At 68.2% G+C, this 24738-nt stretch carries 21 protein-coding genes; 15 read left to right on the plus strand and 6 right to left on the minus strand.

The genetic code is table 11. From position 1 onward, the window contains the following. Positions 1-60: 60 nt before the first annotated feature. Positions 61-1572 (minus strand): sugar transferase, encoded by a 1512-nt coding sequence (locus VMT40_RS28870; RefSeq protein ID WP_326362086.1) that lies wholly within the window; start codon positions 1570-1572, stop codon positions 61-63. 518 nt (positions 1573-2090) lie between these two features. On the opposite strand from VMT40_RS28870, the gene VMT40_RS28875 reads away from it, so the two are divergent. Genes VMT40_RS28875 through VMT40_RS28890 form a run of 4 tightly spaced genes read left to right on the plus strand, consistent with a single transcriptional unit; the run spans position 2091 to position 5828 of the window. Then, complete coding sequence (locus VMT40_RS28875) at positions 2091-3347, plus strand: class I SAM-dependent methyltransferase (protein WP_326362088.1); 1257 nt, start codon at positions 2091-2093, stop codon at positions 3345-3347. Positions 3348-3352: 5 nt separating this feature from the next. Next, a complete protein-coding gene (locus tag VMT40_RS28880) occupies positions 3353-4150 on the plus strand; it encodes a glucose-1-phosphate cytidylyltransferase (RefSeq protein WP_326362090.1) in 798 nt (265 codons plus the stop codon). Then, complete coding sequence (locus VMT40_RS28885; RefSeq protein ID WP_326362092.1) at positions 4147-4797, plus strand: PIG-L deacetylase family protein; 651 nt, start codon at positions 4147-4149, stop codon at positions 4795-4797. Before VMT40_RS28880 ends, VMT40_RS28885 begins: the two co-directional genes overlap by 4 nt. A 2-nt stretch (positions 4798-4799) precedes the next feature. After that, positions 4800-5828 carry an NAD-dependent epimerase/dehydratase family protein gene (locus VMT40_RS28890; protein WP_326362094.1) on the plus strand — a complete coding sequence of 343 codons (1029 nt, stop codon included), beginning with the start codon at positions 4800-4802 and terminating at the stop codon, positions 5826-5828. Here the strand turns inward: VMT40_RS28890 and rfbC are convergent. Next, positions 5812-6381: a dTDP-4-dehydrorhamnose 3,5-epimerase gene (gene rfbC / locus VMT40_RS28895; protein WP_326362095.1), complete on the minus strand. Its 570-nt coding sequence runs from the start codon at positions 6379-6381 to the stop codon at positions 5812-5814. The two genes, VMT40_RS28890 and rfbC, sit on opposite strands and share 17 nt — an antisense overlap. Before the next feature lie 14 nt (positions 6382-6395). Here rfbC and VMT40_RS28900 point away from each other — a divergent pair, with 14 nt between their 5' ends. Continuing rightward, the gene (locus tag VMT40_RS28900; protein ID WP_326362096.1) at positions 6396-7493 is read left to right on the plus strand and encodes a class I SAM-dependent methyltransferase; all 1098 of its coding nucleotides are present in this window, start codon (positions 6396-6398) and stop codon (positions 7491-7493) included. 241 nt (positions 7494-7734) lie between these two features. Next, a complete protein-coding gene (locus tag VMT40_RS28905) occupies positions 7735-8361 on the plus strand; it encodes an MspA family porin (RefSeq protein WP_326362098.1) in 627 nt (208 codons plus the stop codon). Positions 8362-8460: 99 nt separating this feature from the next. Here the strand turns inward: VMT40_RS28905 and VMT40_RS28910 are convergent, their stop codons facing one another. From VMT40_RS28910 to VMT40_RS28925, 4 genes are all read right to left on the minus strand, one after another. Beyond that, positions 8461-9297, minus strand: a complete 837-nt coding sequence (locus tag VMT40_RS28910) for a glycosyltransferase family 2 protein (protein ID WP_326362099.1) — start codon at positions 9295-9297, stop codon at positions 8461-8463. Beyond that, on the minus strand, positions 9298-10692 hold the full coding sequence (locus VMT40_RS28915; protein ID WP_326362100.1) for a polysaccharide pyruvyl transferase family protein: 1395 nt from the start codon (positions 10690-10692) through the stop codon (positions 9298-9300). It lies immediately after the preceding gene. 167 nt (positions 10693-10859) lie between these two features. Beyond that, positions 10860-12521, minus strand: a complete 1662-nt coding sequence (locus VMT40_RS28920; RefSeq protein ID WP_326362102.1) for a serine/threonine-protein kinase — start codon at positions 12519-12521, stop codon at positions 10860-10862. Between the two features lie 70 nt (positions 12522-12591). Beyond that, complete coding sequence (locus VMT40_RS28925; RefSeq protein WP_326362104.1) at positions 12592-12819, minus strand: hypothetical protein; 228 nt, start codon at positions 12817-12819, stop codon at positions 12592-12594. 199 nt (positions 12820-13018) lie between these two features. On the opposite strand from VMT40_RS28925, the gene VMT40_RS28930 reads away from it, so the two are divergent. The 9 genes from VMT40_RS28930 to VMT40_RS28970 all read left to right on the plus strand — a co-directional run bounded on the left by VMT40_RS28930 (position 13019) and on the right by VMT40_RS28970 (position 24734). Beyond that, a complete protein-coding gene (locus VMT40_RS28930) occupies positions 13019-14062 on the plus strand; it encodes a glycosyltransferase family 4 protein (protein WP_326362777.1) in 1044 nt (347 codons plus the stop codon). Further along, a complete protein-coding gene (locus tag VMT40_RS28935; RefSeq protein WP_326362106.1) occupies positions 14059-15207 on the plus strand; it encodes a glycosyltransferase family 4 protein in 1149 nt (382 codons plus the stop codon). Before VMT40_RS28930 ends, VMT40_RS28935 begins: the two co-directional genes overlap by 4 nt. Before the next feature lie 487 nt (positions 15208-15694). Further along, positions 15695-16960 (plus strand): oligosaccharide flippase family protein, encoded by a 1266-nt coding sequence (locus tag VMT40_RS28940; RefSeq protein ID WP_326362778.1) that lies wholly within the window; start codon positions 15695-15697, stop codon positions 16958-16960. Next, a complete protein-coding gene (locus VMT40_RS28945; RefSeq protein WP_326362108.1) occupies positions 16957-17961 on the plus strand; it encodes a CgeB family protein in 1005 nt (334 codons plus the stop codon). The genes VMT40_RS28940 and VMT40_RS28945 overlap by 4 nt, the downstream gene beginning before the upstream one ends. A gap of 79 nt (positions 17962-18040) precedes the next feature. Beyond that, positions 18041-19417: a hypothetical protein gene (locus VMT40_RS28950; protein ID WP_326362110.1), complete on the plus strand. Its 1377-nt coding sequence runs from the start codon at positions 18041-18043 to the stop codon at positions 19415-19417. Further along, positions 19408-20709, plus strand: a complete 1302-nt coding sequence (locus VMT40_RS28955; RefSeq protein WP_326362111.1) for a Wzz/FepE/Etk N-terminal domain-containing protein — start codon at positions 19408-19410, stop codon at positions 20707-20709. Before VMT40_RS28950 ends, VMT40_RS28955 begins: the two co-directional genes overlap by 10 nt. Further along, positions 20709-22094 (plus strand): glycosyl hydrolase family 28-related protein, encoded by a 1386-nt coding sequence (locus VMT40_RS28960; RefSeq protein WP_326362779.1) that lies wholly within the window; start codon positions 20709-20711, stop codon positions 22092-22094. Before VMT40_RS28955 ends, VMT40_RS28960 begins: the two co-directional genes overlap by 1 nt. Next, positions 22091-23407 carry a GNAT family N-acetyltransferase gene (locus tag VMT40_RS28965; protein ID WP_326362112.1) on the plus strand — a complete coding sequence of 439 codons (1317 nt, stop codon included), beginning with the start codon at positions 22091-22093 and terminating at the stop codon, positions 23405-23407. The genes VMT40_RS28960 and VMT40_RS28965 overlap by 4 nt, the downstream gene beginning before the upstream one ends. Beyond that, positions 23400-24734: a glutamate-1-semialdehyde 2,1-aminomutase gene (locus tag VMT40_RS28970; RefSeq protein WP_326362114.1), complete on the plus strand. Its 1335-nt coding sequence runs from the start codon at positions 23400-23402 to the stop codon at positions 24732-24734. Before VMT40_RS28965 ends, VMT40_RS28970 begins: the two co-directional genes overlap by 8 nt. Positions 24735-24738 lie beyond the last annotated feature (4 nt).

Consider the following 24738-nt stretch of genomic DNA (forward strand, 5'->3'; position numbering starts at 1 on the left):
GCACGGCGTGTCCGCAGAGAGTCTGCCATGGGTGACGAATCGGTGAGAGCCGAACCGGCGTCAGTACGCGCCCTCCCCCCTGGTCACCGCACCGATCGTCTTGGCGATCAGCAGGAGATCCAGGACCATGGACCAGTTTTCGACGTAGGAGAGGTCCAGGCGCATGGCGTCCTCGGGGGTCAGGTCGGAGCGGCCGCTGACCTGCCACAGGCCGGTGACGCCCGGCTTCACCAGCAAGCGCCGCCGCATGACGCCGTCATAGGAGTCGACCTCGCGCCGCACCTGCGGCCGGGGGCCCACGATGCTCATCTCACCGCGCAGCACATTGATGAACTGCGGCAGCTCGTCGAGGGAGTACTTGCGAATCACCTTGCCCACCGGGGTGACTCGCGGATCGTCGCGGACCTTGAAGAACAGCGGGTTGCCGCCGTTCGATTCGATCAGGGCGTTGATGTGCGCCTCGGCGTCGGCGTACATGCTGCGGAACTTGATCATTCGGAACGGCCGACCGTCGCGGCCGATGCGTTCGGACAGGTAGAAGATGGGGCCGCGGCTGTTGAATTTCACCGCCAGCGCGATGACCGCCAGCGCCGGGGCGATGGAGATCAGGGCCGCCAGGGCGAAACAGAAGTCGAAGACGTCCTTGCGAATCGACTTCGCGCGGTCGTATTGCGGCTTCTCCACGTGCAGCATCGGCATGTCCGCGACCACCCGGTGGGTGAGGCGGGTGCCCGCGATGTCGACGAGGCCCGGTGTGACGATGAGTTCGGCGCCGAGTTCGTCGAGTTCCCATGCCATGCGCCGGAAGTCGGCGGGGCCGAGATTGTCGGTGACGGTGACCGCGACGGTGTCGGCCCCGGTGCGGCGGACCGCGTCGATGACATCGTGATCGTTTGCGACAATGGGGATTTCGCGACCCCCGACCTCGAGCACCCGTTCCGCGAGGTCGCCGTCCTCACGGGTGCAGACCCCGATCACCTGGTAGCCGGAGTCGCAGTCCCGGGAGAAGGCCGCCACCATGGCGCGCGCCGACTCGGGGCTGCCGACCACCAGCATGGCGGTGCGGTATTCGCCGCGTGCCCGGCGCGTTGCCACCCAGTAGCGCCACAGTCGGCGCTCGACCATGAGCCCGATCATGCCCAGCGGCAGGGCGATGGCCAGATAGCCGCGGGCGATGTCCACCCGCAGCAGCAGCGACACGATGGCGATGCCGCCGAAGAGCTTGAGCGACGCGGCCACCACGCGTCGGTATTCCTCTGTACCACTGCCGATCACGCGCGGCGACCGAGTGCCGCTGAGCGTGAGGGTGAGCGACCAGGCCACCGCCAGCACCACCGAGACCATGGTGTAGCGCACCTCGAGCGGTAGCTGCGAGGCCAATGGCGGCTCCGTGGCCGTGCCCCCGAATCGAATCCACTGGGCGAATCCTATGGCCAGGACCAGAACAAATAGGTCGCTGACAAATAGCCGACGCGCGTAATCCGCTTGCCAGCGTTCACGATCCGAGCGTGGCGCCGGACGTGGTGGCCGGTGTGCGCGCACGGCGCGACCGGCAGAAACCTCGTAACTCATGAAACGAACGCACCTCCCCCACGGGAGAACTCGGTTCCAATCCCCGCTGATCAGTTCCACGACAGGCTGACGCCGGTTCCCCAAGGGCTTTCAGGACCATGACAACCGATGTGGCCGTCGAATAGTTCGTCGGCCAGAAGGCGAATGTTACACACCTCCGGCGGCGGGCAAGTTCAATCCCGCACGGCCTCAACGTTTCCGAAAAGTAACGGACGCCAACGCGACCGTCGGCACGCCACCCTCCCCCCATTTCCCCTATTCGCAACATCGCAGGTTGAACTACGCAGGACACACCGTGTGAGCTGGGCGAAACCCTTGTAATGCAAGACTCGGAGGTTTGCCGACCGGACGCCCGGTTCTGCGAGTCGCAGAAATACAGTCGATTTGGCACCATCCGTCACCCGCTTACCCCGGTAGCGCGGAGCAATCCTGTTGTAACGTAAGGCCGGACCGAGCCGACCACAGGTCATCCGGTGCTGCGCGGGCAGCCCGGGCTCGGTGAAAGGTGGGGAATCTTCGTGCAATGTCGTCTCTGCGACTCCAAGAGCTTGATCAGCATTCTTGATCTAGGTGCCACGCCGCCCTGCGAGAAATTTCTCACGGCCGACGAACTGGACCTGCCGGAATCGACATATCCGCTGCATCTGCGGCTCTGCGAGAACTGTCTGCTATTGCAGATTCCGGCGCTCATTACCCCGGAAGAGACATTTACGGAATATGCGTACTTTTCGTCCTTCTCCGACAGCTGGGTTCGGCACGCGAAACTCTTTGTGGATCAAGCAATCACACAGCTAAATCTGAACGGCGATAGTTTCATTATCGAGGTGGCGAGCAACGACGGCTACCTTCTGCAGCACGCCGTGGCCGCCGGGATCCCCTGCCTCGGCATCGAGCCGTCGGTGAATGTCGGTGCGGCAGCGCGGGATCGGGGTGTGCCGACCGAGACCGCCTTCCTCGACGAGGAGTTGGCCGCCCGGGTGCGCGCCGAGCACGGGCCCGCGAACCTGGTGGTGGCCAACAACGTCTACGCCCACATCCCCGATCTGCTGGGCTTCACCCGCTCGCTGCGGGCGCTCATGGCCGAGGACGGCTGGCTGTCCATCGAGGTGCACCACGCCCTGAACCTGGTGGCGCTGGCCCAGTTCGACACCATCTACCACGAGCACTTCCAGTACTACACGCTGCTGTCGGCACAGCGGGCCCTCGCCACCGCGGGCCTCGAGGTGGTCGATTGCGAACTGATCGGCACGCACGGTGGTTCGCTGCGCGTCTGGGCGCGGCCCGAGGGCGTGGGCACCCCCACCGCGCGGGTCGCCGAGGTCCTAAAGCTGGAGGCCGACGCCGGTTTGCACGAGGTCGCGGGCTATCTCGAACTGCGCCCCGACACCGAGCGGGTGCGGCAGGATCTGCTGCGATTCCTGTTGGAGGCCAAGGCTTCCGGCAAGCGCGTCGTCGGTTACGGCGCGCCCGGCAAGGGCAACACCCTGCTCAACTACTGCGGTATCCGGACCGATCTGCTCGAGTACACCGTGGACCGAAACCCGTACAAACACGGCAGGTTCACGCCCGGCACCCGGATTCCGATACACGAACCGGAGCGGATCGACGCCGACCGCCCGGACGTGGTGCTGGTGCTGCCCTGGAATCTGGAACGGGAGATCACCGCGCAGCTGCGGCACGTCACCGACTGGGGCGGCGAACTCGTCTATCCCCTTCCCCATCTTCATCATGCGACGTTCGACGATGCCGCCGCATCCATTCAGGCTGAGAGGTAAGCGAAGTGAAGGTCGTACTGTTCTGCGGCGGTTACGGCATGCGCATGCGAAACGGCACCGAGGACGTCATCCCCAAGCCCATGCAGATGGTGGGCCCGCGCCCGCTCATCTGGCATGTCATGCGCTATTACGCGCATTTCGGGCACAAGGACTTCGTGCTGTGCCTGGGTTACGGGGCCACCCACATCAAGAACTTCTTCCTCACCTACCAGGAGTCGGTGTCCAACGACTTCGTCATCCGCGGCGGCAAGGTCGAACTGCTGCAGTCCGATATCAGCGACTGGACCATCACCTTCGTCGACACCGGGGTGGAGTCGCCCATCGGTGAGCGGCTGCGCCGGGTGCGCAAGCATCTCGAGGGCGAGAAGTACTTCCTGGCCAACTATGCCGACGTGCTCACTGACGCGCCCCTGGACGAGGTGATCGGCCAGTTCCAGGCGTCGGGCGCCGCGGCCTCGATGATGATCGTGCCGCCGCAGTCCTCCTTCCACTGCGTGGACGTGAACGGCGCGGGCGAGGTCAAGAACATCACGCCCGTCTCGAAGCTGCCCATCTGGGAGAACGGCGGCTATTTCGTACTGACCCAGGAGATCTTCGATCACCTGCCGCCCGGCGGCGATCTGGTGGAGGACGCCTGCGGCGCGCTGGCCGAGCAGGGTCGGTTGTTCGGGTATCAGCATCACGGGTTCTGGAAGCCCGCCGACACCTTCAAGGAGCGTGCCGAGTTGGATGCCGGATACCAGCAGGGCGATCGGCCGTGGATGGTGTGGGAGCGTGCCGCCGCGGGTGACCGCACCGCATGATCCGACTCGACACCGGCGCGATCTCCGAGATCGCGCTGCTGGCAGCCCATTGCGATGATCTCGCCATCGGGCTGGGTGGCACGCTGCTGTCGCTCGCCGATTCCGTTCCGGGGCTTCGGGTCCGGGCGCTGATCCTCACCGGTGCTGGCACCGAACGGGAGGACGAGGAGCGGGCGGCACTCGAATCCTTCTGTCCGGGTGCGGATCTGGATGTGCGCATCCTGGATCTGCCGGACGGCCGCACGCCCGTGCACTGGGAGCGCGCCAAGGAGGCGGTCGGCGAGCTGCGGCGCGACGGCAACGCCCAGGTGGTGTTCGCGCCGCATCGCGACGACGCGCATCAGGATCACCGGCTGCTGGCCGAGTTGGCCCCCACCGAGTTTCGCGACCACCTGATCCTCGGCTACGAGATCCTCAAGTGGGAGACCGATACTCCGCGGCCCACCCTGTTCCATCCGCTGTCGGAGATCGTCGCGCGGCGCAAGGCCGAGCTGTTGATGAAACACTATCCCTCGCAACGCGATCGGGATTGGTTCGACGAGGAGTCGTTCCTGTCGCTGTGCCGCTTGCGCGGGGTGCAGTGCCGCGCCCGCTACGCCGAGGCGTTTCTGCTCGAGAAGGCCACCATCACTTTCGGAGGTGCATAGTCATGCGCGTGCTCGTCACCGGGCATCAGGGGTATCTGGGCACCGTCATGGTGCCGCTGCTACAGCGGGCCGGTCACGACGTGACCGGCCTGGACAGTGGGTATTTCGCGGAATGCGTGCTGGGTGAGGCCCCGCCCGCGCCGCCGAGCATCGAGGTGGACCTGCGCGACGTGACCGTCGAGCAGCTGACCGGATTCGACGCGGTCGTGCATCTGGCGGCGCTGTCGAACGATCCGCTGGGCGCGCTGGCCCCGCAGATCACCTACGACATCAACCATCACGCCTCGGTGCGGCTGGCGCGGCTGGCCAAGGAGGCCGGGGTGCGCCGATTCCTCTACGCCTCCACGTGTTCGGTGTACGGGGCGGCCGGGGATGGTCTGGTGACCGAGGACGCGCCGCTGCGTCCGCTCACGCCCTACGCCGAATCCAAGGTTCGGGTCGAGGACGATGTGGCCGCCATCGCCGACTCCGGCTTCTCCCCCGTGTTCCTGCGCAATGCCACCGCGTTCGGGTTCTCCCCGCGGCTGCGCGCCGATATCGTGCTCAACAATCTGGTCGGGTACGCGGTGCTCACCGGCGAGGTGAAGGTGCTCTCCGACGGCACGCCGTGGCGGCCGCTGGTGCACGCGCAGGACATCGCGTGGGCGTTCGCCACCTGTCTGGAAGCGCCCGCCGAGGCCATTCACTGCCGCGCCTACAACGTCGGCACCGAGGCCAACAATCTGACCGTGGCGCAGATCGCGCAGGCGGTGGTCGACGTGGTCCCGGAATCCACGTTGGTCATCACCGGCGAGAGCGGCGCGGACCCGCGCTCCTACCGGGTCGACTTCGGTTATGCCCGCAAGGAATTGGGTTTCGAGGCACAGTGGAGCATTCCCGACGGCGCGGCGGAGCTCTATCGCGAGTACACCGCGCGCGGGCTCACCTCCGAGGCCTTCTTCCAACGGTTCACGCGGCTGGCGCATCTGAAGTCGCTGAAGGAAGCCGGGGTGCTCGACGACGAGCTGCGTCGGATCAGGACCGAGGTGTGAGGTGATGGGCGGCGAGCAGCTCGCGCCACGAGCCCGCGCCCGCGTCCCGCGCCGACACCACGGTCACCGGCTGCGGCCAGGCAATGGCCAGATCCGGGTCGTCGAACGCGACACCCAGATCCTCGGCCGGGTCGTGCGGGCGATCGATGCGGTAGCAGACATCGGCGATGTCGGTCAGGGCCTGGAAGCCGTGCAGGAACCCCGGCGGGACGTAGAGGTGACGGAAGTCGGTGTCGTCCAGCAGGAATGCCTGCTGGCGGCCGAACGTCGGCGAGTCGGGCCGGATGTCGACCAGGACGTCGTGGACCGCGCCGTGCGCGCAGCGCACCAGTTTGGCCTCGCCCCGGCCGGAGCGGCCGTGCATGCCGCGCACCACGCCCTTGATCGAACGCGACTGCGAGTCCTGCACGAAGCTCGCCGACAGGCCGGGCGTGCCCAGGTGGGCGTCGAACTCCTCGGCGTCGAAGGTTCGGGTGAACAGGCCGCGGTCGTCGCGGTACGGCTGCGGGGTCAGGAGCAGGACATCGGCGAGGTCGGTCGATTCGATACGCACCGGGTCATCGTGCCATGAGCGGCGAACCGTTGTACGGGTGTCGCGGCTGCGGGCTGGGGCCGCTGGTGCGGGTGCTGGATCTCGGGAAAATGCCTGCGGCGGACGACTTTCCGAGTCTGGAGTCGGCGGGGCGGCAGACCGAGGCGGCGCACGCGCTGGCCATGGACCTGTGTGCCGGGTGCGGGCTGGCGCAGCTGGCCGAGGACGACACGGTCACCGCGGAACCGCGCGGGGTGGAACCGCAGGCCCTGCGGGACCAGGCCGCGGACGCGGTGTCCCGGGTCGCGGCGGGCGGGTGGCTGCCCGGCGGCGGGACCGTGCGGGAGTTCGGGAGTCCGCACGGCGGCAGCTGGCTGCCGCTGCTGACCGAGCGCGGCTACACCGTGACCGAGCGGCCCGCGGACGTCGTGATCGACTGCTTCGGCATCATGCACGAGCCGCATCAGCGGGTGGCGTTCGCGCAGCGGGCGGCAGCCGTCGCGCCGGGCGGAGTGCTACTGCTGCAATTCCATTCGCTGCACGTCATCGTGCGCCAGGGGCAGTGGAATGCGCTGCGGCACGGGCATTTCGCGTACTACTCGATGGCCGCGCTGCAGGAGCTGCTGCGGTCGGCGGGGCTGGTGGCGGTCACCGCGTGGGAGTTCTCCCTCTATGGCGGCACGGTATTGGTGGCGGCGGTGCACGCGCCCGCCGACGCCGATCCCTCGATCGCCCGTATTCGCGCGGTGGAGGCCGCGGTCGCGGATCCGGCCGTGGTGCGCGGACTCCAGCAGGCCGCCGATCGGCAGGCCGCGGCGCTGCGACGCTGGCTGGAGACCGAAACCGCCTCCGGCAGGACCGTTTACGCCTACGGGGCCGCCTCCCGCGCGGTGACCCTGCTGCATCTCGCGGGCGCGCATCGCGGACTGCTCGCGGGGGTCGCCGACGCGTCCCCGGGCAAGCAGGGACGCCGCATGCCCGGCACCGACATACCAATTCTGTCTCCGGCCGAACTCGTTGCCGCGCAGCCGGATCGGGTGTTCCTGACCCTTCCCGACCTGTTGCCGGAGGTCTCGTCCCGGTGGCCCGAGCTGGACGGGAGGTGGATCGTCGAAGTGCCCGAACCACTATGAAAGCCAGCAATCTTCGCCCGGCAGCGACATGAGTCCACCGGGCGCGCAACTCGTCGGCCTGTGATACCGATCATGCGATTGCGGCCACACGCAGGGGAATTGAGTGGGATAGTCTCAGCGTGGGGTCGATCACGACCGAGGGGGACGGGGGGACGTATACCCGCGTCCTGAGCACACAGGGGAATCATCAAGCACGCGTAGGCATTACGCAGCTACACCTGATGAGGGAATGGGAATTATCATGCGCAATAACAAGACTGCGCTTTCGCGCACCGCCGTCGTCGCGGTCGCGGGCACCATCGGCCTCGCGCTGAGCGGCGGCACCGGCGCCGCCGCGGTGGATGCCACCAACCAGATCGTCGACCAGCAGGGCCGGACGGTCCAGGCCATCTCGGCCGACACTCGCATCGACTGGGTGGCGCCGTTGGACGGCAACCCGCTCACCCGCGAGTGGTTCCACAGCGGCAAGGCCTGTTTCAAGGTCGATGTCCCGGCGGGTGATCCGTGGACCGGCCACATCACCATCGGCTACCAGGTCGGCTACCCGGCCACGCTCTCGGGCAAGATCTCCTTCCAGTACCAGACCCCCGGCCTGGAACTGGAACTCGGCAAGGACGGCCCGAAAGCGGATGTCTTCAACCTGATCCCGACCCTGGGCATTCAGCTCGATGTCGGCTTCGGCCCCGGCATCCAGTCCGTCGACGCCGCGGGCGGCGATGTCTCCGGCACCGACGGCTGCATCACCATGTCCGGTTTCCACGGCACCGTCACCGGTGTCTTGGGCACCACCACCATCCGACCCTTCGTCCGCCTGGTGAGCAGCTCCGGCGACACCGTCGTCGCCTACGGCCCGCTGTCCAGCATCTGATCCACCGGGTCCGGGTGGCCCCCGCGCCTCGGCGGCCACCCGGACCCGCTCTCCACCGGCGGGTCCGAAGGCCTTGGCGCAGAGAGGATTCCGCGCCGGTCAGTGCAGGATTTCGGGGCGGCGCAGGGCCGTGGCCACGGCGCGGACGCGGACTCGTTCGGCGGCGGCGCGGGCCAGGCGGAGATCGCCGCCGAGGACGGCGCCACGGCCCACGTACTGCGGGTATTCCGAGCCCAGGCGGTGGTGGAAGAGCAGCATTTCGGTGAGCTTGCTGACCGTCGAGGTGTTGCTGCACAGATTGAAGCTGGAATTGCGCCAGGCGGCGAGGATTTCGGGCATGCCGTAGAAGTCACCGAAGGCACACACGCGCGCGAACAGGTCGACATCCATGGGGAAGACCAGGTCGCCGCGGAAGCCGCCGACGCGGTCGAAATCCTGGCGGCGGAACATGGCGGCCGCGGTGGGGCCGAAGTCCGCGGGGCCGCGGTGGACGATGGTGCGCATGAGGGCGCGGGCGTGGCGGCGGCCGAGCAGGTTGGGCAGGCCGAGATCGGTGTCCTCGACAGCGCCGTTCTCGTCGATGACCTGGAATTTGGACGAGCAGATGGCGATGCCGTTGTCGCCCATGACTTCGAGCTGCCGGTCGAGCGCGCCGGGGAGCAGAATGTCGTCGGCGCACACGACCTTGACGAAGCGGCCCGAGCTCAGCGAGACGGCCTTGTTCCAGTTCTCGCCGATGGGCAGGGTCTCCTCGTTGCGATGCACGCGTACGCGCTTGTCGTCGAAGGATTTCGCGATGACGCCGGTGTCGTCGGTGCTGGCATTGTCCAGCACGAGGATCTCGGCGTCGGTGTCCTGGTCGAGAATCGAGCGCAATGTCGTCTCGAGGGTCCGCCCGGAATTGTAGGCCGGAACGCACACCGAAAGGTTCTTCATCTATTCCCCCTGAACTGGTTCGGCAATGTCGCCGGGCAGGCCCTCACCTCCCGCTACCAGCCCGTACACCCGATCCAGGCCCGCGCGACCGGCGTCGATCTGCTCAACTGCCTTCTGCTGCAGCGTATCCCGCAGTTCCGGCGCGGACTCCCACAATTGCCGAATGGCACGTGTCAATTCGGCATCGAGATTGTCCACGTCGAGATGCACGATCCGCAGCCCGGCGGCGCCGGTGTCGGTGTCGAACATGTCGGCCAACCCATAGAATTTGTCGTCGTAGTACTGGGAGGCCGTTACAGCCACCGCCGGAATCCCCTGGGAGAGCGCGAAAACGGCCAGGTGGTAGGCGCTGGTCACCAGCACCCGGCAGCGTGAGACCTGACGCGCCACATCCTGCGCGGTGCCCGCGCGGCTGATGACCGGCCGGGTGCGGGCGGCACCGGCCAGCAGCGGCAGGGTGTGGCGACGATCCTCGTCGTCGTATTCGGAGATGATGAGCGGGGCCAGCGCGGTATCCAGCTGCGCGGCCTCGCGGCGCACGACCGCGCCGAGAGTGTCGCGGGCCGAGTCGGTCACCTTGGAGTAGTCCGAGATGCGCAGGCACAGACCGAGATCGGTGCCGATCTCCGGCCGCCGCAGCCGGTAGGCGAATTCGACCGCGTCATCGCCGGTGACCAGGATCTTGTCCTCGGGCACACCGAGTTCGGCCAGCAGTTTGGGTCCGCGCAGGCCCTCGCGCAGGGCGATGAGGTCCACGCCCGGCAGCACCTCGGCACAGCGGCGCAGCAGTTCGGCATCGCGCATGGGGCCCAGGCCCTGGCCGATCATGACATTGGGAATGCCTTGGCGCTGAGCGGCTTCGAGGAGGTTGAGCGTGCGATGCGCCTGGTAGAGATCGACATCGGTCATGTAGCCGCCGCCCTGGGCGATGACCAGATCGGATTCGGCGAGGGCCGTTGGTACCGGCGGCAGGTCGGGCATGCCGGTGAGCTCGGATTCGCTCTCGCCCGTGGCGATCTGATGAACTTCCCTGCGGGCCCAGTTCTTGACGCCGCGCAGATAGTGCTTGGGCACCTCGGTGACGGCTCGCCACCGCAGGGCGGCGGGGCCGATCAGGTGGATTCCGGCCTGCGCGTCCAGCATGCCCGCGAAACCGCCGCTGCCCCACCGACCGCCGCTGTGGGCGACCACAGGTTCGGCCTGCGGCAGTACGCCCCGCAGAATGCGCGGTTCGTCGGTGAGCATGCCGATGCGGGCCTGCGGCCAGCGGTCCCGCAGGCGTTCGACGGTCATCACCATCATGGCGATGTCGCCCCTGTTGCGTAACCAGTACTCGCCATTGTCGACGAGCACCCGCACTGTCCCGGCACCATCCCCCGCGCCAGAGTTCCCCACGCGATGTCCTTCCGACGCTCGGTTCCGAGCAATTCGCAGCGAATCTATCGCAGGACCAGTCTCTTCCGCTACACGAGAAACAGACCGCTGGTCAGCGAAATCGATTCGCTCACAAGATCATCCAGGGTGGCCGAAACCGGTCTGATCAACCCGACAGTCCCGGATGGTCAGCCCGACAGCCCCGGGATGGTCAGCTTGCTGCACAGCCAGCGGCCATTGACGTAGTCCATGGCCATCGGCGTGGTCAGGGTGCGCTGATTGGTGTCCTTGCCGTTCACGGTGTCCACCAGATCGAAGACCCCGTTCAGTTCGTAATGCGTGTCACCGCCGGAGGTGACGGTACATTTTCCGCCGGTGGAGCGGGTGTGGTCGCCAGACTCCAGCAGCAACCGAACGGTGGGCAGCAGGGTCTGCAGGGTGCTCTTCCAGCTTCCGGTCGCCCCGTCCTCGACCTTGGTCTGCCAGGCGTCGCCATTGCCGTAGTCGTAGGTGTTCATCAGCTGCCCGTAGTCGCAGGCGGCCTTGGTGGCGGCGTCCTTGGAGACATCTTCGGCGACCGGTGATTGCTGTCCACCCGAGCTGACCGCCGAACCCGAGCCGCCGAAATGTATTGCGCCCGTGCCGACCGCGGCGCCGAGACCACCGGCAAGGGCGAGCACCACGACAAAGGCGGCGATCAGGCGTTTGTGTCCGCGTCGAGGCGCGGTGGGACTCGACTCGGCCGGGACGGCGTCGACCGGACCCGGCCCATTCCGCACCGGGCCGTACGCCCGCGCGGGCGCGGCCAGGTGGTGCGACTGCGAATTGACCTGCGTCGGCGGCGGTCCGGGCGGCGGCTGCGTGGGCATGCTGGGCTTGGTGGTCGCACCGGTGAACTTGCTCGGATCCAGGCCCATCCGCGATGGCGCGGAGCCGATATTCGGCGGCGCACCGACATTCAGGGGCGCACCGACATTCAGGGACGCACCGACATTCGGCGCGCTCCCGGCCGTCGCGGTGAGGGCCTGCGCGGCGGCGGCCGCGAGTTCCCCGCAGCTGCCGTAGCGCTGGTCCCGGTTCTTGGCCAGCGCGCGCTCGATGACATGGTCGAAGGCGGGCGGGACGGCGGGATTCACCAGGTGCGGGTGGGGGATCTCCGCGCCGAGATGCGCGGCCACCAGTTGGGCGGTGGTCTCGCCCGGATAGGGCAGCCGCCCGGTGAGCATGTGAAACAGCGTGCAGCCCAGGGCGTAGACGTCGGCCCGGTGGTCGGTGTCGGTGCGCAGCTCGAACTGTTCGGGCGCGGCGTACTGGAAGCTCGCGTACATCTCGCCGGTTCGGGTCAGCGCGCTGGTGTGATCCACCGCCTTCGCAATCCCGAAGTCCGCCAGATACACCCGCTGATCCGGCCCCCAGGCCAGCAGAATGTTCGCCGGTTTCACATCCCGGTGCAGCACCCCGGCCCGATGCGCGTGGTCCAGTGCCCGCGCCGTCTCCCCGATGATCCGTACCGCGTGATCCGGCCGCAGCGGCCCGTCCCGCAGCACCGCCGACACATCGGTCCCCTCGATGTACTGCATGGCCATCCAGAGCCGATGCTCGTCATCCCCCCGCGCATACACCGCGACGATATTCGGATGCGACAGCCGCGCGGCCGTATCCGCCTCGCGCAGGAACCGCGCCCGCACCTCCGGATCATCGGCCTTCCCCGACGCCAGCAGCTTCAACGCGACCGGTCGCGGCAGGTCCCGGTCGCGGGCGAGGTACACCTCCCCCATCCCGCCCACGCCCAGCAGCCGCTCCACGGTGTACCCCGCGAAAACCTGCCCGTGCGCGAGTGTCCGACCCACCGTCTGCCTACCTCCGACCACGTCCTGCTGCCGATCACCGTAACGCAGATCCGGCAGCACGGCGTTGTCGTTAACCGCGGTGCTCGGCCACCCCGTCCGAGGCGATCAGGGAGCCGCTCAGCGCGGAGCTTTGTCCGGTTCCCGACGCTGGGAGGTCCTTGATCTCGTTGTCGCCGTGGGGCATCGCGACGCGGTCCGCTCGCGGGAGGGTGGGTGCGCGGACGGCGGCGAAGGCGGTGGCGAACTCGGCCGCGCGGGTTGCGGGCACCCGGATCGAGATGGTGCGACGAATTGTCATGGAATACAGGGTAGGCGGCGGGAAATGGCCGTTCAGGACCGGGCGGCCGGTTGGTTGCGGATCGATAGCCCGCCTGGCGGGACGGATTGACATACACTTGCGCTGCAAGGGCATTCGGACGTTGCGATTGGTCGCGATGGGTTCGGATGTGGGTGACGACCCGGGGGTGAGGGTTTTGGTGCGACCCATTCGGGTGTTCATGACGGGGGCGGAGTGGTTTTCGTCCGCTCACGGGGGGCTCAATCGGTACTTCACCGATTTGCACGGCGCCTTGGCGAAGATTGACGAGATCAGTGTCAGCGCAAAGGCTTTCGGAGACGCACCGGTCGGTGCGGGCTCCTGGGGACCGACCGGCGGGTCGACGCTCACGCGGGCCCGGGCGGCCTTTCTCGATCGCGACGCGCTCACGCCCGGGACCGTATTGGATCGGCACTTCTGTCTGTACGGACCGTTGGCCGTGCGGAATCCGCTGGTCGTGCACTTTCACGGGCCGTGGGCGGCCGAGAGCCGCCTGGCCGGGGAGGGCGCGAAGGCGGTGCGGGCCAAGTATTTCGTCGAGCGGCTGCGCTATGCCCGCGCCGATCGGTTCGTCGTGCTGTCGGACCACTTCAAGCGGTTGCTGGTCGGCGACTACGGGGTTCGGGAGGGCAAGGTCGCGGTGATTCCGCCCGGGGTCGATCTGGATCGCTTCCAGGTCCCCGAGGACACCGCGGACACCGGGACCGTGCTGTGTGTGCGGCGGCTGGAGAAGCGGATGGGGATCGACGTGCTCATTCGCGGCTGGGCCGAGGTCGTCGCCGAGCATCCGGACGCCCGGCTGGTGATCGTCGGAACCGGTAGTGCCGAGGCCGAATTGCGCGCACTGGCCGCGCGACAGCCGTCGATCCGGTTCACCGGCTCGGTGTCCGACGACGAGCTCACCGAGCTGTACGCCCGGGCGGATCTGACCGTGGTGCCGTCGCTGGCGCTCGAGGGGTTCGGGCTCATCGCCCTGGAATCCCTGGCCGCCGGACGCGCACCCGTGGTGTCCGACTGCGGTGGATTGCCCGATTCGGTCCGGGATTTGGACGCGTCCCTCATCGTGCCGCCGGGTCGGGCCGAGGCGCTGGCCGCGCGGATCATCGCCGCCCTGAACGGCACTCGTCCCGACCCGAAACAGTGCCGCGCGCAGGCCGAGGCGTTCTCCTGGGCGGTCGCGGCGCGTCGGCATCGGGATCTCTACGCGGAGCTCGTCGGCCGATGACCGCGATGAAGGCCGTCTTCCTGGCACACACCGCGGCTCCCTCGGGAGCCGAATTGGCGACGCTGCGCCTGGTTTCGGCCATGCCCGCCGGACGATGCGCGGTGGTGTACACCGAGGACGGCCCGATGCTGCGGCTGATGGCCGAGCGCGGCATCCCCACGCGGTTGGTCCCCAATGATTTCGACTCCCGTGCCATGACCATCGACAAGGCCGGGGTCCGCAGCCTGGCGATCGGCGCGCTGGGTCTGCTGCGGCTGGGCTGGCGGTTGGGGGCCACGGTGCGCGAGCTGGACGCGACCGTGCTGGTCGCGGGCAGCACCAAGGCCCTGCTCATGGGTGCGGTGGCGGCCGGGCGGGCCCGGATTCCGCTGGTCTGGCATGTGCACGACCGGATTTCGGCCGACTACTTCGGCCGCTGGCTGGCCTTGATCATCCGGGTGCTCGGCTGGACGGTGGCGCGCGGCGTCATCGCCAACAGCCGGGGGACCCTCGCCTCGCTCTACACCTGGCGGCGCCGCGCCCTCGTCGCCTATCCGGGCGTCGAGTTCGCCGACGCGGCTGAGCCCCCGGAACAGCGCCCCGCCGCCGAGACCATTGTCGCGGTGGTCGGCCGCCTCGCCCCGTGGAAGGGCCAGGATCTGTTCCTGCGCGCCCTGGCCGACGTGAAAAACCTTCCGCGCGAAGTCTTTCTGGTCGGCGGCACCTTCTTCGACGAGGAGTCCTACCGCGCCGAGCTCGAGATGCACGCCACCGCGCTGGACCTGCCGGTCACCTTCACCGGGCACGTCGACGATCCGGAATCGTATCTGCGCCATGCCGATATCCTCGTGCACTGTTCGGTGCTGCCCGAACCCTTCGGCCAGGTGGTGGTCGAGGGCATGCACGCGGGGTGCGCGGTCATCGCCACCCGGCCGGGCGGGCCGGAGGAGATCGTCGAACCGGGCGTCAACGGACTGCTCGTCACGGCCGGGGACCGCGGTGCGCTGACCCGCGCCCTGGATACCGTCATCGCCGACCGGGAACTGCGCGCCAAACTGGCCGACGCCGCGCGCGTGCGGGCCCGGGATTTCGATGTGGCCGAGTCCGGCCGCGCCGTGACCGCTTTCCTGTCCGACATCCCGCGAAGGCGGTGGCGGCGTGGATGATCCCACCGATCCGCTACCGGCCTACGACCCGCCGACCGAGCAGCTACAGAGCCTCGGCACACTCGGCAGGCTGCGGCAGCGCCGCCACCTGCGGCACCGGATCCCGGACGTCGACCAGCAGGACGGCGCGTTCGAGCACGACGAGTCCCAGCACGAAGCCGGGTCGGTGGGCCACCGCCCCGGACCGGCCACCGCCAACGGTTTCGAGCCAGGCTTCGAGCACGGAAGCGGCTGGAACGCGGTCTCTTTCGAGGAGTCCCGGGCCGCCCGGTACGCCGCGCCCTCGCGCGGGCCGGTGCTGCCCACCTTCTACGGCGATCCCTACGAACCGCCGACCGTCCAACTGCCGAAGCTCAGCCCCACGGCCCGGGACGCCACGGGTGCGTACACCCCGTCCGCCGGGGACGAAACCTCCGGCGCGGCAGACCATGCCGAGGCCGATGGTCGGCATCGCAAAGCGGTCGGCGGACTCGGCGGTCTCGGCAGCATCCTCCGCGATATCGGCCTGGTGACCTTCGGCAAGTACGGGCAGTACGTCATCACGCTGGTCACCGTGCCGCTGCTGGCCCGCATGCTCGGACCCCACGGCACCGGCCTGCTGGCCATCGGCATGTCGTCCTATTTCATCGGCTCGCTCGCCGTGGATCTGGGCGTCACCTCGTTCCTGGCCGCCAAGGTGTCCGACGACGATCCGGGCCATCGCGAGGTGAACCGGCTGCGCGGCACCTATCTGGCCATTCGCGCGACGACCTTGACGATCATCGGCGCGGCGCTGCTGGCGAGCGTCGCGGTCGGGGTCTCGCCCAAACTGCACATGGTGCTGCTGGGATTGTTCGCCGGTGGCTTCTGGTCGATCTCGGAGGACTGGCTGCTCATCGGCCAGGGCAGATTCGGCAGCTCGACCATGTATCAGGGGGTCGGCCGCATCGGCTATCTCGGACTGCTGGTGGGTCTGCTGCCGCACTTCCCCAGCGCGTCGATCGCCGTGCTGTGCCTGCTGATCTCGTCGGTCGCCACCGTCGGGCTGACCTGGTGGGACTCCTTCCGCAAGTTCGGCCCGCCCGCCCGGCCCTACGGCGTGAAGGCCGTACTGCGCATGGCCGCACCGATTTTCACCTCGCGGCTGCTGGTCACCGGTTACGGCCAGGGCTCGGCCGCGGTGTACGGCGCGGTGCTCGAGGCGGCCTCGCTGGGCCTGTACTCCGCGGGCGACCGGCTGGTCCGCGCGATTCAATCCACCCTGGATCCCATCGGATTCGCGCTGCTGCCCCGCATGGCCCGGCGCAGCTCCCACGACCAGTTCTGGCGCAATCAGATCCAAATGCTGATCGGCTGTGTGACCCTGGCCAGCCTGGCCGTCGTCTCGGTGTGGGTGATGGCCCCGATCCTCATCCACCTCATCTACACCGACGACTTCAACGGCGCGATTCCCATGCTGCGCGTGGAGATCCTGATTCTGCCCGCCACCACGATCACCTCGTATGTGACCACCGCCGTCCTGCCGGTCAAGCAGGACACCATCGGTGTGCTGATCGGGGCGATCATCGGCACCTGCATCGCGGGGGTGGCGCTGACCGCCGCGTGGCGCACGCAATCGGTATGGACCCTGGTGTACGGCACCGTTTCCGCGGAAATCGGTGTCGCATTGTGGTACATCATCCGGGTGCGATGGCTCATGGTCCGGGAACGGACCACCCGGCGGGGACCGGTCGAGCCGACCACCGCACTGCTTACCAAGGGGGATCCAGCGTGAAAGTGCTCTTCGTCGGGGACGACTGGGTGGGTAGCAATGCGCGCTCACTCGCCGACGGATTCCGGCAGGCGGGGCACGAGGTGGTGGTGATCGATACGACCTCGGTCACGCTGCCCGCCCGATTGTCGCCGCCGTGGGTGTATTCGAAGCTCGCGCACCGCCGGGCACCGTGGGATGTCGAGGCGCTCCATCGCGAGATCGAGGCGGCCGCGCGCGAATTCGCGCCGGACATGCTCTTCGCGTTCAAGGCGGTGCATCTGGACCAGCGGCGGCTGCTGAGCGCGCCCGCAGGTCTGCACGTGCACTACAGCCCCGATGACGTGTCCAATCCGTACAACACCAGCCCGGAATACCTGGCACACGAGCCGGAATGGGATCTGATCGTCACCACCAAGTCGCACAATGTCGCCGAGCTCGCCGCCCGCGGCGTCCGGAACGTGAAATTCGTTCGTAGCGCTTACGATCCGGCGCTGCACTATCCCGTCGCGCGCCGCGGTGTCCGCCGGTATCTGGTCGGATTCATCGGCGCGGTCCGTCCCGACCGTCAAGGGCTCTTGATCGAGCTGGCCCGGGAACACCGGGGGGACATGCTCTTACGCGGTCCGGGCTGGCGGCGCGTGCGTCCGCTGTGGCGGACCGGTGCCGATATCGGCGGTGCGGTCTACGGCGAGCACTTCTCCGCCGCCATCGCCGCCGTCACCGCCAATCTGGTGCTGCTCAACTCGGACAACCGCGATACTCACACCTGCCGGACCTTCGAAGTTCCGGCCGCCGGTGGACTTTTCGTCGGCGAGCGCACCGACGAGCACGCCGAGCTGCTACAGGACGAGGCCGAATGCTTCCTGTTCTCCGGCCCGGCCGAACTGCGGGACATCCTGCGGCGCTGCGGCAGACATCCGGATCAGGTGGCCAAGGTGGCCGAGGCCGGGCACCGCCGCATCGCCGCCGAGGGGCACCGCTACGTCGATCGCGCCCGCGAGATCGTCGATGCGCTGGCATGAGGAACGGACCGAAAAGATCGGCCGCGCAGTCGGGTAACGCCCGGGCACGCGGCGCGGACATACGGGTGATGGGAGAGTGATGGCCTCCGCACAAGTCGCCGTATTCCTCGTCGCCGCCGCGCTGGCGACGATTGTCGTGGCCGCGATGTACCTCCCCGGTGTCGCCCGGGTGTTCCTCATCGCGCAGACCGCGCACTGGTCGCTGTCCTATGTCGCGCGTCCGGTGGTGCTGCTGTGGGTCCAGCCCGTGCCCAGCTTCGGCGACAACGTGCCCGACCCGCGGCTCTACGAGTACGGCTACGACCTGGGCATCACCGCCGTGCTGCGGCCGGTGATCTTCGGATTGTGGTTCTACACCGCGCTCGTCGTCGCCTACGTCCTGTGGGTGCGGCTGCGCCCGCGCGCAACCGCGCCGCGCGTCGCGCCTTTCGCGGGCGATCCGACCTTCACCCAGACGCTGATCCTGCTCTACGGCATCGGCACGCTGGGCCGCCTGGCCGCCTACGCCACCGGAAGCAGCGGCAAGGCAGGCGAATTGGAGAGCCCGAATCCGGTCATCAACCTGGTCACCATTCTGGCCACCATCGGCGCGGTCGGCCTGATCGTGTTCTACCGCAACGATTCCGCGCGCACCACCGCCCTGATGGTCGGCGCGCTGGTGTGCGGCGAGCTGGTCTGGACGGCGATCGTGCAGTCCAAGACCCCGATCATGGGCGCGGCCCTGGCCATCGCCGTGCGCTTCGCCATGACCGGCTGGACCCGGGTCAATGTGATCGGGGTGTTCGGCATCATCGGCCTGGCCCTGGGTGGCTTCGGCTGGCTGCAGTCGCTCAAGTCCACCGCCACCGCCAAAGCCGATGCGGCACAGGTGGATGCGCAGTATCCGGCCGTGGTGCACCCGTTCCTGAGCATGCTGCGCCGCTTCGACCTGCTCGAGGCCGCCACCGACTCCTGGTTCGCCGGGCCGAGCTCCTGGCTGACACCGGGTCAGGTGCTCGTGCACGCCTACCAGTCCCTGATCCCGACCCAGCTGCTGGGCGCGGAGAAATTCCGCTCCGGGGCGGCCTGGGCCGAGCAGGTGCGCGGCCGGTCGGTGGACATGTCGACGGTGGAGGTGTCGCTGGCCGAGGGCAATATCAACGAGGGCTACGTCCTGGGCGGCTACGTCGGGGTGGCGGTGGGGGTGACGATCACCTTCGTCCTCCTGCTGATCTGGATTCGCGCCCTCTACAGCAAGAACCTGGCCATGGCCATTCTGGGCCTGTCGGTCATCGAGGTGCCGGTGCTGTTCGAACGCGGCGTCCTGGGCACCGTCGAAATGCTCGGCAAGTATCTGCAGGCCGTGGTGCTGGCGTGGCTGGCGTATCTGGTTGTCGGTGAATTACGCAGACGGATGGATCAGCTGTCGGGGGTTCCGCAGCCATCCGGGAAAACGAGGACAGCGCAATGGGTTTGATCGACTACTGGCGGTTGCTGCGGCGGCGCTGGGCGATAATCGTCGCCGCGGTGGTGATCTGCGCGGGGGCGGCGTACGGCTATGCGGCCAGCTTGCCGACGGAGTACACGGCCTCGAGTTCGGTGTACATCTCCATGGCGACGGGGACCTCGGTCAATGACTCGTACCAGGGCGGACTGGCCGCGCAGCAGCGGGTGCGGTCGTATGTGGATCTGGCCTCCAGCGTCACGGTGGCGACCTATGTGCACGATCAGCTGGGGTTGAAGTCCTCGGTGAACGATCTGCGCGGGCGCATCAGCGCGGTCTCGCCGCCCGCGACGACGATCATCATCATCTCGGTGAAGGACTCCACCGCGGCGGGGGCGCGCACGCTCACCGATGAGGTGGTGTCGCAGTTCCGGGCGCTGGTGTCGCGGCTCGAGGTGATCCAGTCCGATGCCGCGCCCGCCGCGCGCGCCGAGGTCATCGACAAGGCGCAGACGCCGACTCAGCCGAGCGGGCCGCAGAAGAAGCGGTACTACGTCCTCGGCATCCTGGGCGGATTGGTGTTGGGCCTGGGCGCGGCGCTGGTGCGCGACCGGCTGGACAAGCGGGTGCGCACCTCCACCGAGCTGGAAGCCTTTCTGCCGGTGCCGATCCTGGGCATCGTGGACGACGGGCGGCCCGGCGCGGCGGGCGAGCTGCGCCGCCTGCGCACCCGTCTCACCGAGGATCCCGAACGGGTCAGCCTGCTGCTGACCTCCCTGTCCTCGCATTCGGAACCCGATGTGGCGATCGGGCTGGCGCGCACCTTCGCCGACACCGGCTCACGGGTGGTGCTCGTCGACGCCGACACCACCGGCAACGGCTCGACTCGGCGCACGCCCGCGGCGGCCGCGCCCGGGCTGGCGGAACTGTTGCGCAGCAACACAAGTCCGACGAACACCGTGGTGAGCTGGCCGGAGGTGGGGATCAGCGTGCTGGGACTCGGGGGCCAGGACTTCCGCACCGCGGATCTGCTCGATTCCGAGCGGTTCGACGACATCATGTCCAAGCTGCGCAGCGAATTCGACCACATCGTGGTGGAGGCCGCGCCGGTCACCTCGGCGGCCGACGCCATCGCGCTGGCCCGGCGCTGCGACGCCACCCTCGGCGTGATCGAGCTGGGGCCGACCACCTCCAATCAGGTGCGCGGCGCGCTGGCCACCTTCGGCCGCGACAACAAGCGGCTGATCGGCGCGGTCGTCTTCTCCCGGCCGCCAAAGGGTCTCGGCCATGTGCTCAGTCATCCCCTCGATCTGGTCAAGCGGTGATCGAGGAGGCCGGGGGGCAAGACGACAACCGGGCGGACGCCGCCGTGCGACGGCGGCGGCTGCTCGCCGCGGGGCTGGGGGCGGCCGCCATCCTGCCGGTGGCGGCGGCGTGCGCGAAAAGCGATTCGGGCGGAACGGAATTCCGGTCACCGCACGTCACCGATCAGCCGTCGGCGCGAAATGTGAAGGACTTCGGCGCGGTCGGGGACGGGAAGGCCGACGACACCGACGCCTTCCTGGCGGCGGCGAATGTGGGCGACAAGCCGCTGGTGCTCTACATTCCGTCCGGCCAGTACACGCTGAAACGGTTTCCGGCACTGCCGAATTACGCGACCGTCCTCGGCGACGGGGCGGATGTCACGCTGATCAACTACGAGGGCGACGACACGTTCATCTCGTTGCAGCGCAAGCAGCGGATTCGATTCTCGCGCCTGGGGTTCTATCTCTCCGGACCCAAGGCGACGGCGGTGCGGCTCTCGGAGTGCTTCCGCTGCACCTTCGACTCGGTGGTGCTGCGCGGAAATCATCTGAGCGACAACGCACCCCGGTTCCAGGAGCAGCGCGGGCTGGTGCTGGATCAGAACACCGGCGGCACCACCGTCATCAACTCCGATATCAACAACTTCGGGTACGGGATCGTCACCTCGTGCATTCAGAACTATGTGACCGCCTCCAAACTCACCAACAATCACATCGGGGTACTGGGCACCGGCGGCGATCACAATGCCGGATTGGCCTTGGCCAATGTGGAATTCGTGTCCGACAACGACCCCAAGACCACCGACAAGCATGTGGTGGTGGACGGGCCCGCCAATGACTGGTGGCTGACCAACGTGTGGTTCGAGGGCTCGGACACCGCGCTGTCCATCGGCGGACCCGCGGGCGGTCCCGCGCAGTTCGGCCTGGTCAACTGCAAGGTGGCCGCGCGCAAGGTCTGCCTGGACCTGATCCATTGCCGCCAGCCGTATCTGGCCAATGTGCAGTTCGATCCGGATCTGGACGCACCGCCGATCGAGGTGCGCGTGGACCCCAAGGGCGCGGCCGAGGGCACCGCCATCAATCTCATCTCCGGGTCCTACGAGGACGTCGATCCCAAGTCCTTTCCGGACGGATGGCACGTGATCGGGCGCGGGGCCATTCACGGGGCGCGGTTCGCCGGGACGACGGTGGTGCAGGCGACCCAGCCGGATGCCGACATTTTTCAAGTGCAGGAGCGCGACGGCACCGTAATGTCGGCCATATTGAACAGTGGCGCATATCTTTCCGATCGCAGCGAAGGGGGAATCGTGATGAAGGATTCGGCGGGAACGTATTGGCGGCTCTCGGTGGGGACGGACGGGGCGGTCAAGACCTCGTCGCTGGGTAAGCAGCGACCGCGCTCGTGACCGGCGGGTTCACGGGGCCCCGCCGCGGGTTCGCGGGACTGCGCCTGGGCCCGGCGCGGCTGCACGGACGCACCCTGGTGCTGCGGCTGCCGCGCTTCGACGACTTTCCGCAATGGCGACGGCTGCGGTTGAACGACCGCGCGTTCCTGGAGCCGTTCTGGCACACCTCGCCGCTGGACTGGGATGCCCGGCACAGCGAAAAGGCGTGGGTGCGTGAGTGTCTGGAGGCCGCCACCAATGCCCGCACCGGGCGGCGGGTGGCCACCGTCATCGAGATCGACGGCCGCTTCGCCGGGCAGGTGGAGATCGGCAATATCGATCCGCAGGCCCGGCAGGGCGAGATGGGGATCTGGATCGACGCCCGCATGGGTCGGCACGGGTTCGGCGGCATCGCGGCGGGCTTGATCCTCGACTTCGGTTTCGACGTGCTCGGGCTCGAACGCGTCAACGCGCCGATCTCGCCCAGGAACGCGGCGGCGACCAATGGGGCCAAGCAGATCGGATTCGTGCGCGAGGGTCGCATGGCGCTACGGTTCGATGTGGGCGGGGCGCGAACGGACCACGATCTGTGGGCGATGACCCGGGCCGAGATTCCGGACGTGGGATTCACGCGGATGTGGATCGCGCGGACCCTCGCCCACGCGACGGCGGTACCGCCGGAGGTGAACACCGGCCCCGCGGAGTCGGACGGAATACCCGATGCCGCCGTGGTTCTCGGGGTGACGGCCAGGTATCGGGCCGGGCAGCTGTGGCGGGCCGTGCAGCAGCTGCTGCCCGCGCGGCCGGTGACGCTGACGCTGCCCGGATACCAGGGCGCGGTGCTGCGGAGTCCGCGTCCCGCCGACCGGGTCGCGCACCCGGCGCGTAACGGTGGGCCCACGCCGGGCGACGTGTTCGATAGCACCGGAGCGGCCTGGTGGCGCGAATTCGCCCGCAGCACAGCGGGAGTGCGCTCCCCCGCCGGTCTGCTGCTCGTCCTCGACGTCGAGGGCGCCCACGCCGGGCTGGCCCGGCTGTTCGACCTGGACCTGTTCGATCGCAGTGCCCGGATGCAGATCCGGGCCGATCCCGCCCGCGCCGACGACGGTGTCCGCCTGGCGGCAACCCGGGCCTTGCTGGCATACGCCTTCGACCGGCTCGGACTCTTTCGCGTATTCACCGCCGTCGCCGCCGGGGATACCGCATCGGCCGCGGTCGCCGCGCAGGCGGGACTGCACAAGGAGGCAATCATGCGCAGCTACACCGGATTGGACGGGCGGCGCGGCGACCACGAGCTATGGGCCATCACCGCGGGAGGGACACGGCATGCGTGATTATCGGCGCAGCAACGCGATTCAGGCCCGGCTGCACGAGTTGGTGCCGGGCGGAGCGCACACCTACGCGCGCGGAGCGGACCAGTATCCCGAGGATATGGCACCGATTCTGGTGCGCGGCAAAGGTGCTCGGGTGTGGGACGCGGACGGCAACGAGTATGTCGAGTACGGCATGGGGTTGCGGTCGGTGACCCTGGGGCACGGGTTCGAGCCGGTGGTGGACGCGGTGGCGCGGGCCATCGCCGACGGGGTCAACTTCTCCCGGCCGACGGAGTTGGAGCTGCTTGCCGCCGAGGATTTTCTGAGCCTGGTGCCCGGGGCCGACATGGTGAAGTTCGCCAAGAACGGGTCCGACACCACGACGGCGGCGGTGCGGTTGGCGCGCGCGGTCACCGGGCGTGAGACGGTGGCGATCTGTGATCAGCCGTTCTTCTCCGTCGACGACTGGTTCATCGGCATGACCGAGATGAATGCGGGCATTCCGCCTCAATCGACCGTGCGGTTCCGCTACAACGACCTCGAATCGCTCGAAACGGCCTTGCGCGACAACGACATCGCGTGCGTATTCCTGGAGCAGGCCACCGCCCTGGCCGAACCCGCCCCGGGATTCCTCGAGGGCGTCCGCGCTCTCTGCGACCGATTCGGCGCACTGCTGGTGTTCGACGAGATGATCACCGGCTTCCGCTGGTCCGCCGGTGGGGCCCAACGTCTTTACGGCGTCACACCCGATCTCTCGTGCTGGGGCAAGGCGATGGCCAATGGCTTCCCGCTCTCCGCCCTGGCCGGGAAGCGCGAGTACATGGAGCTCGGCGGCCTGCGCACCGACGCGGACCGCGTCTTCCTGCTGTCCACCACGCACGGCCCGGAAACGGCGTCTCTGGCCGCTTTTCGCGCGGTGGTCGAGACGTACAAGAACTCGGACCCCGTCGCCCGGATGGAAGCTTCCGGCCGCCGTCTGGCGAGCGCGGTCAATGCCATTGCCGCCGACCTCGGCATCGCCGACCATCTGGAGGTGGCGGGTCGTCCCTCCTGCCAGGTCTTCCTCACCCGGGACCCGCAGGGCAGCCCGTCTCAGCCCTATCGCACCCTGTTCCTCCAGGAGCTCCTCGATCGAGGCGTCCTGGGCCAATCCTTCGTGAACTCCGCCGCCCACACCGACGCCGATATCGACCACACCGTCGACGCCTGCCAATCGGCCGCCAAGACCTACCGCAAGGCCCTCGAGCAAGGCACCGTCGAAGGCCTGCTCACCGGCCGCCCCGTGGCTCCCGCCTTGCGCCGCAAGGCCGCCCCGCGCCGCCTGCTCGACCGAGCCACCCAGGAGTAGACCC

Source organism: Nocardia sp. CDC160 (assembly GCF_035818795.1).
Taxonomy (GTDB): Bacteria; Actinomycetota; Actinomycetes; order Mycobacteriales; family Mycobacteriaceae; genus Nocardia.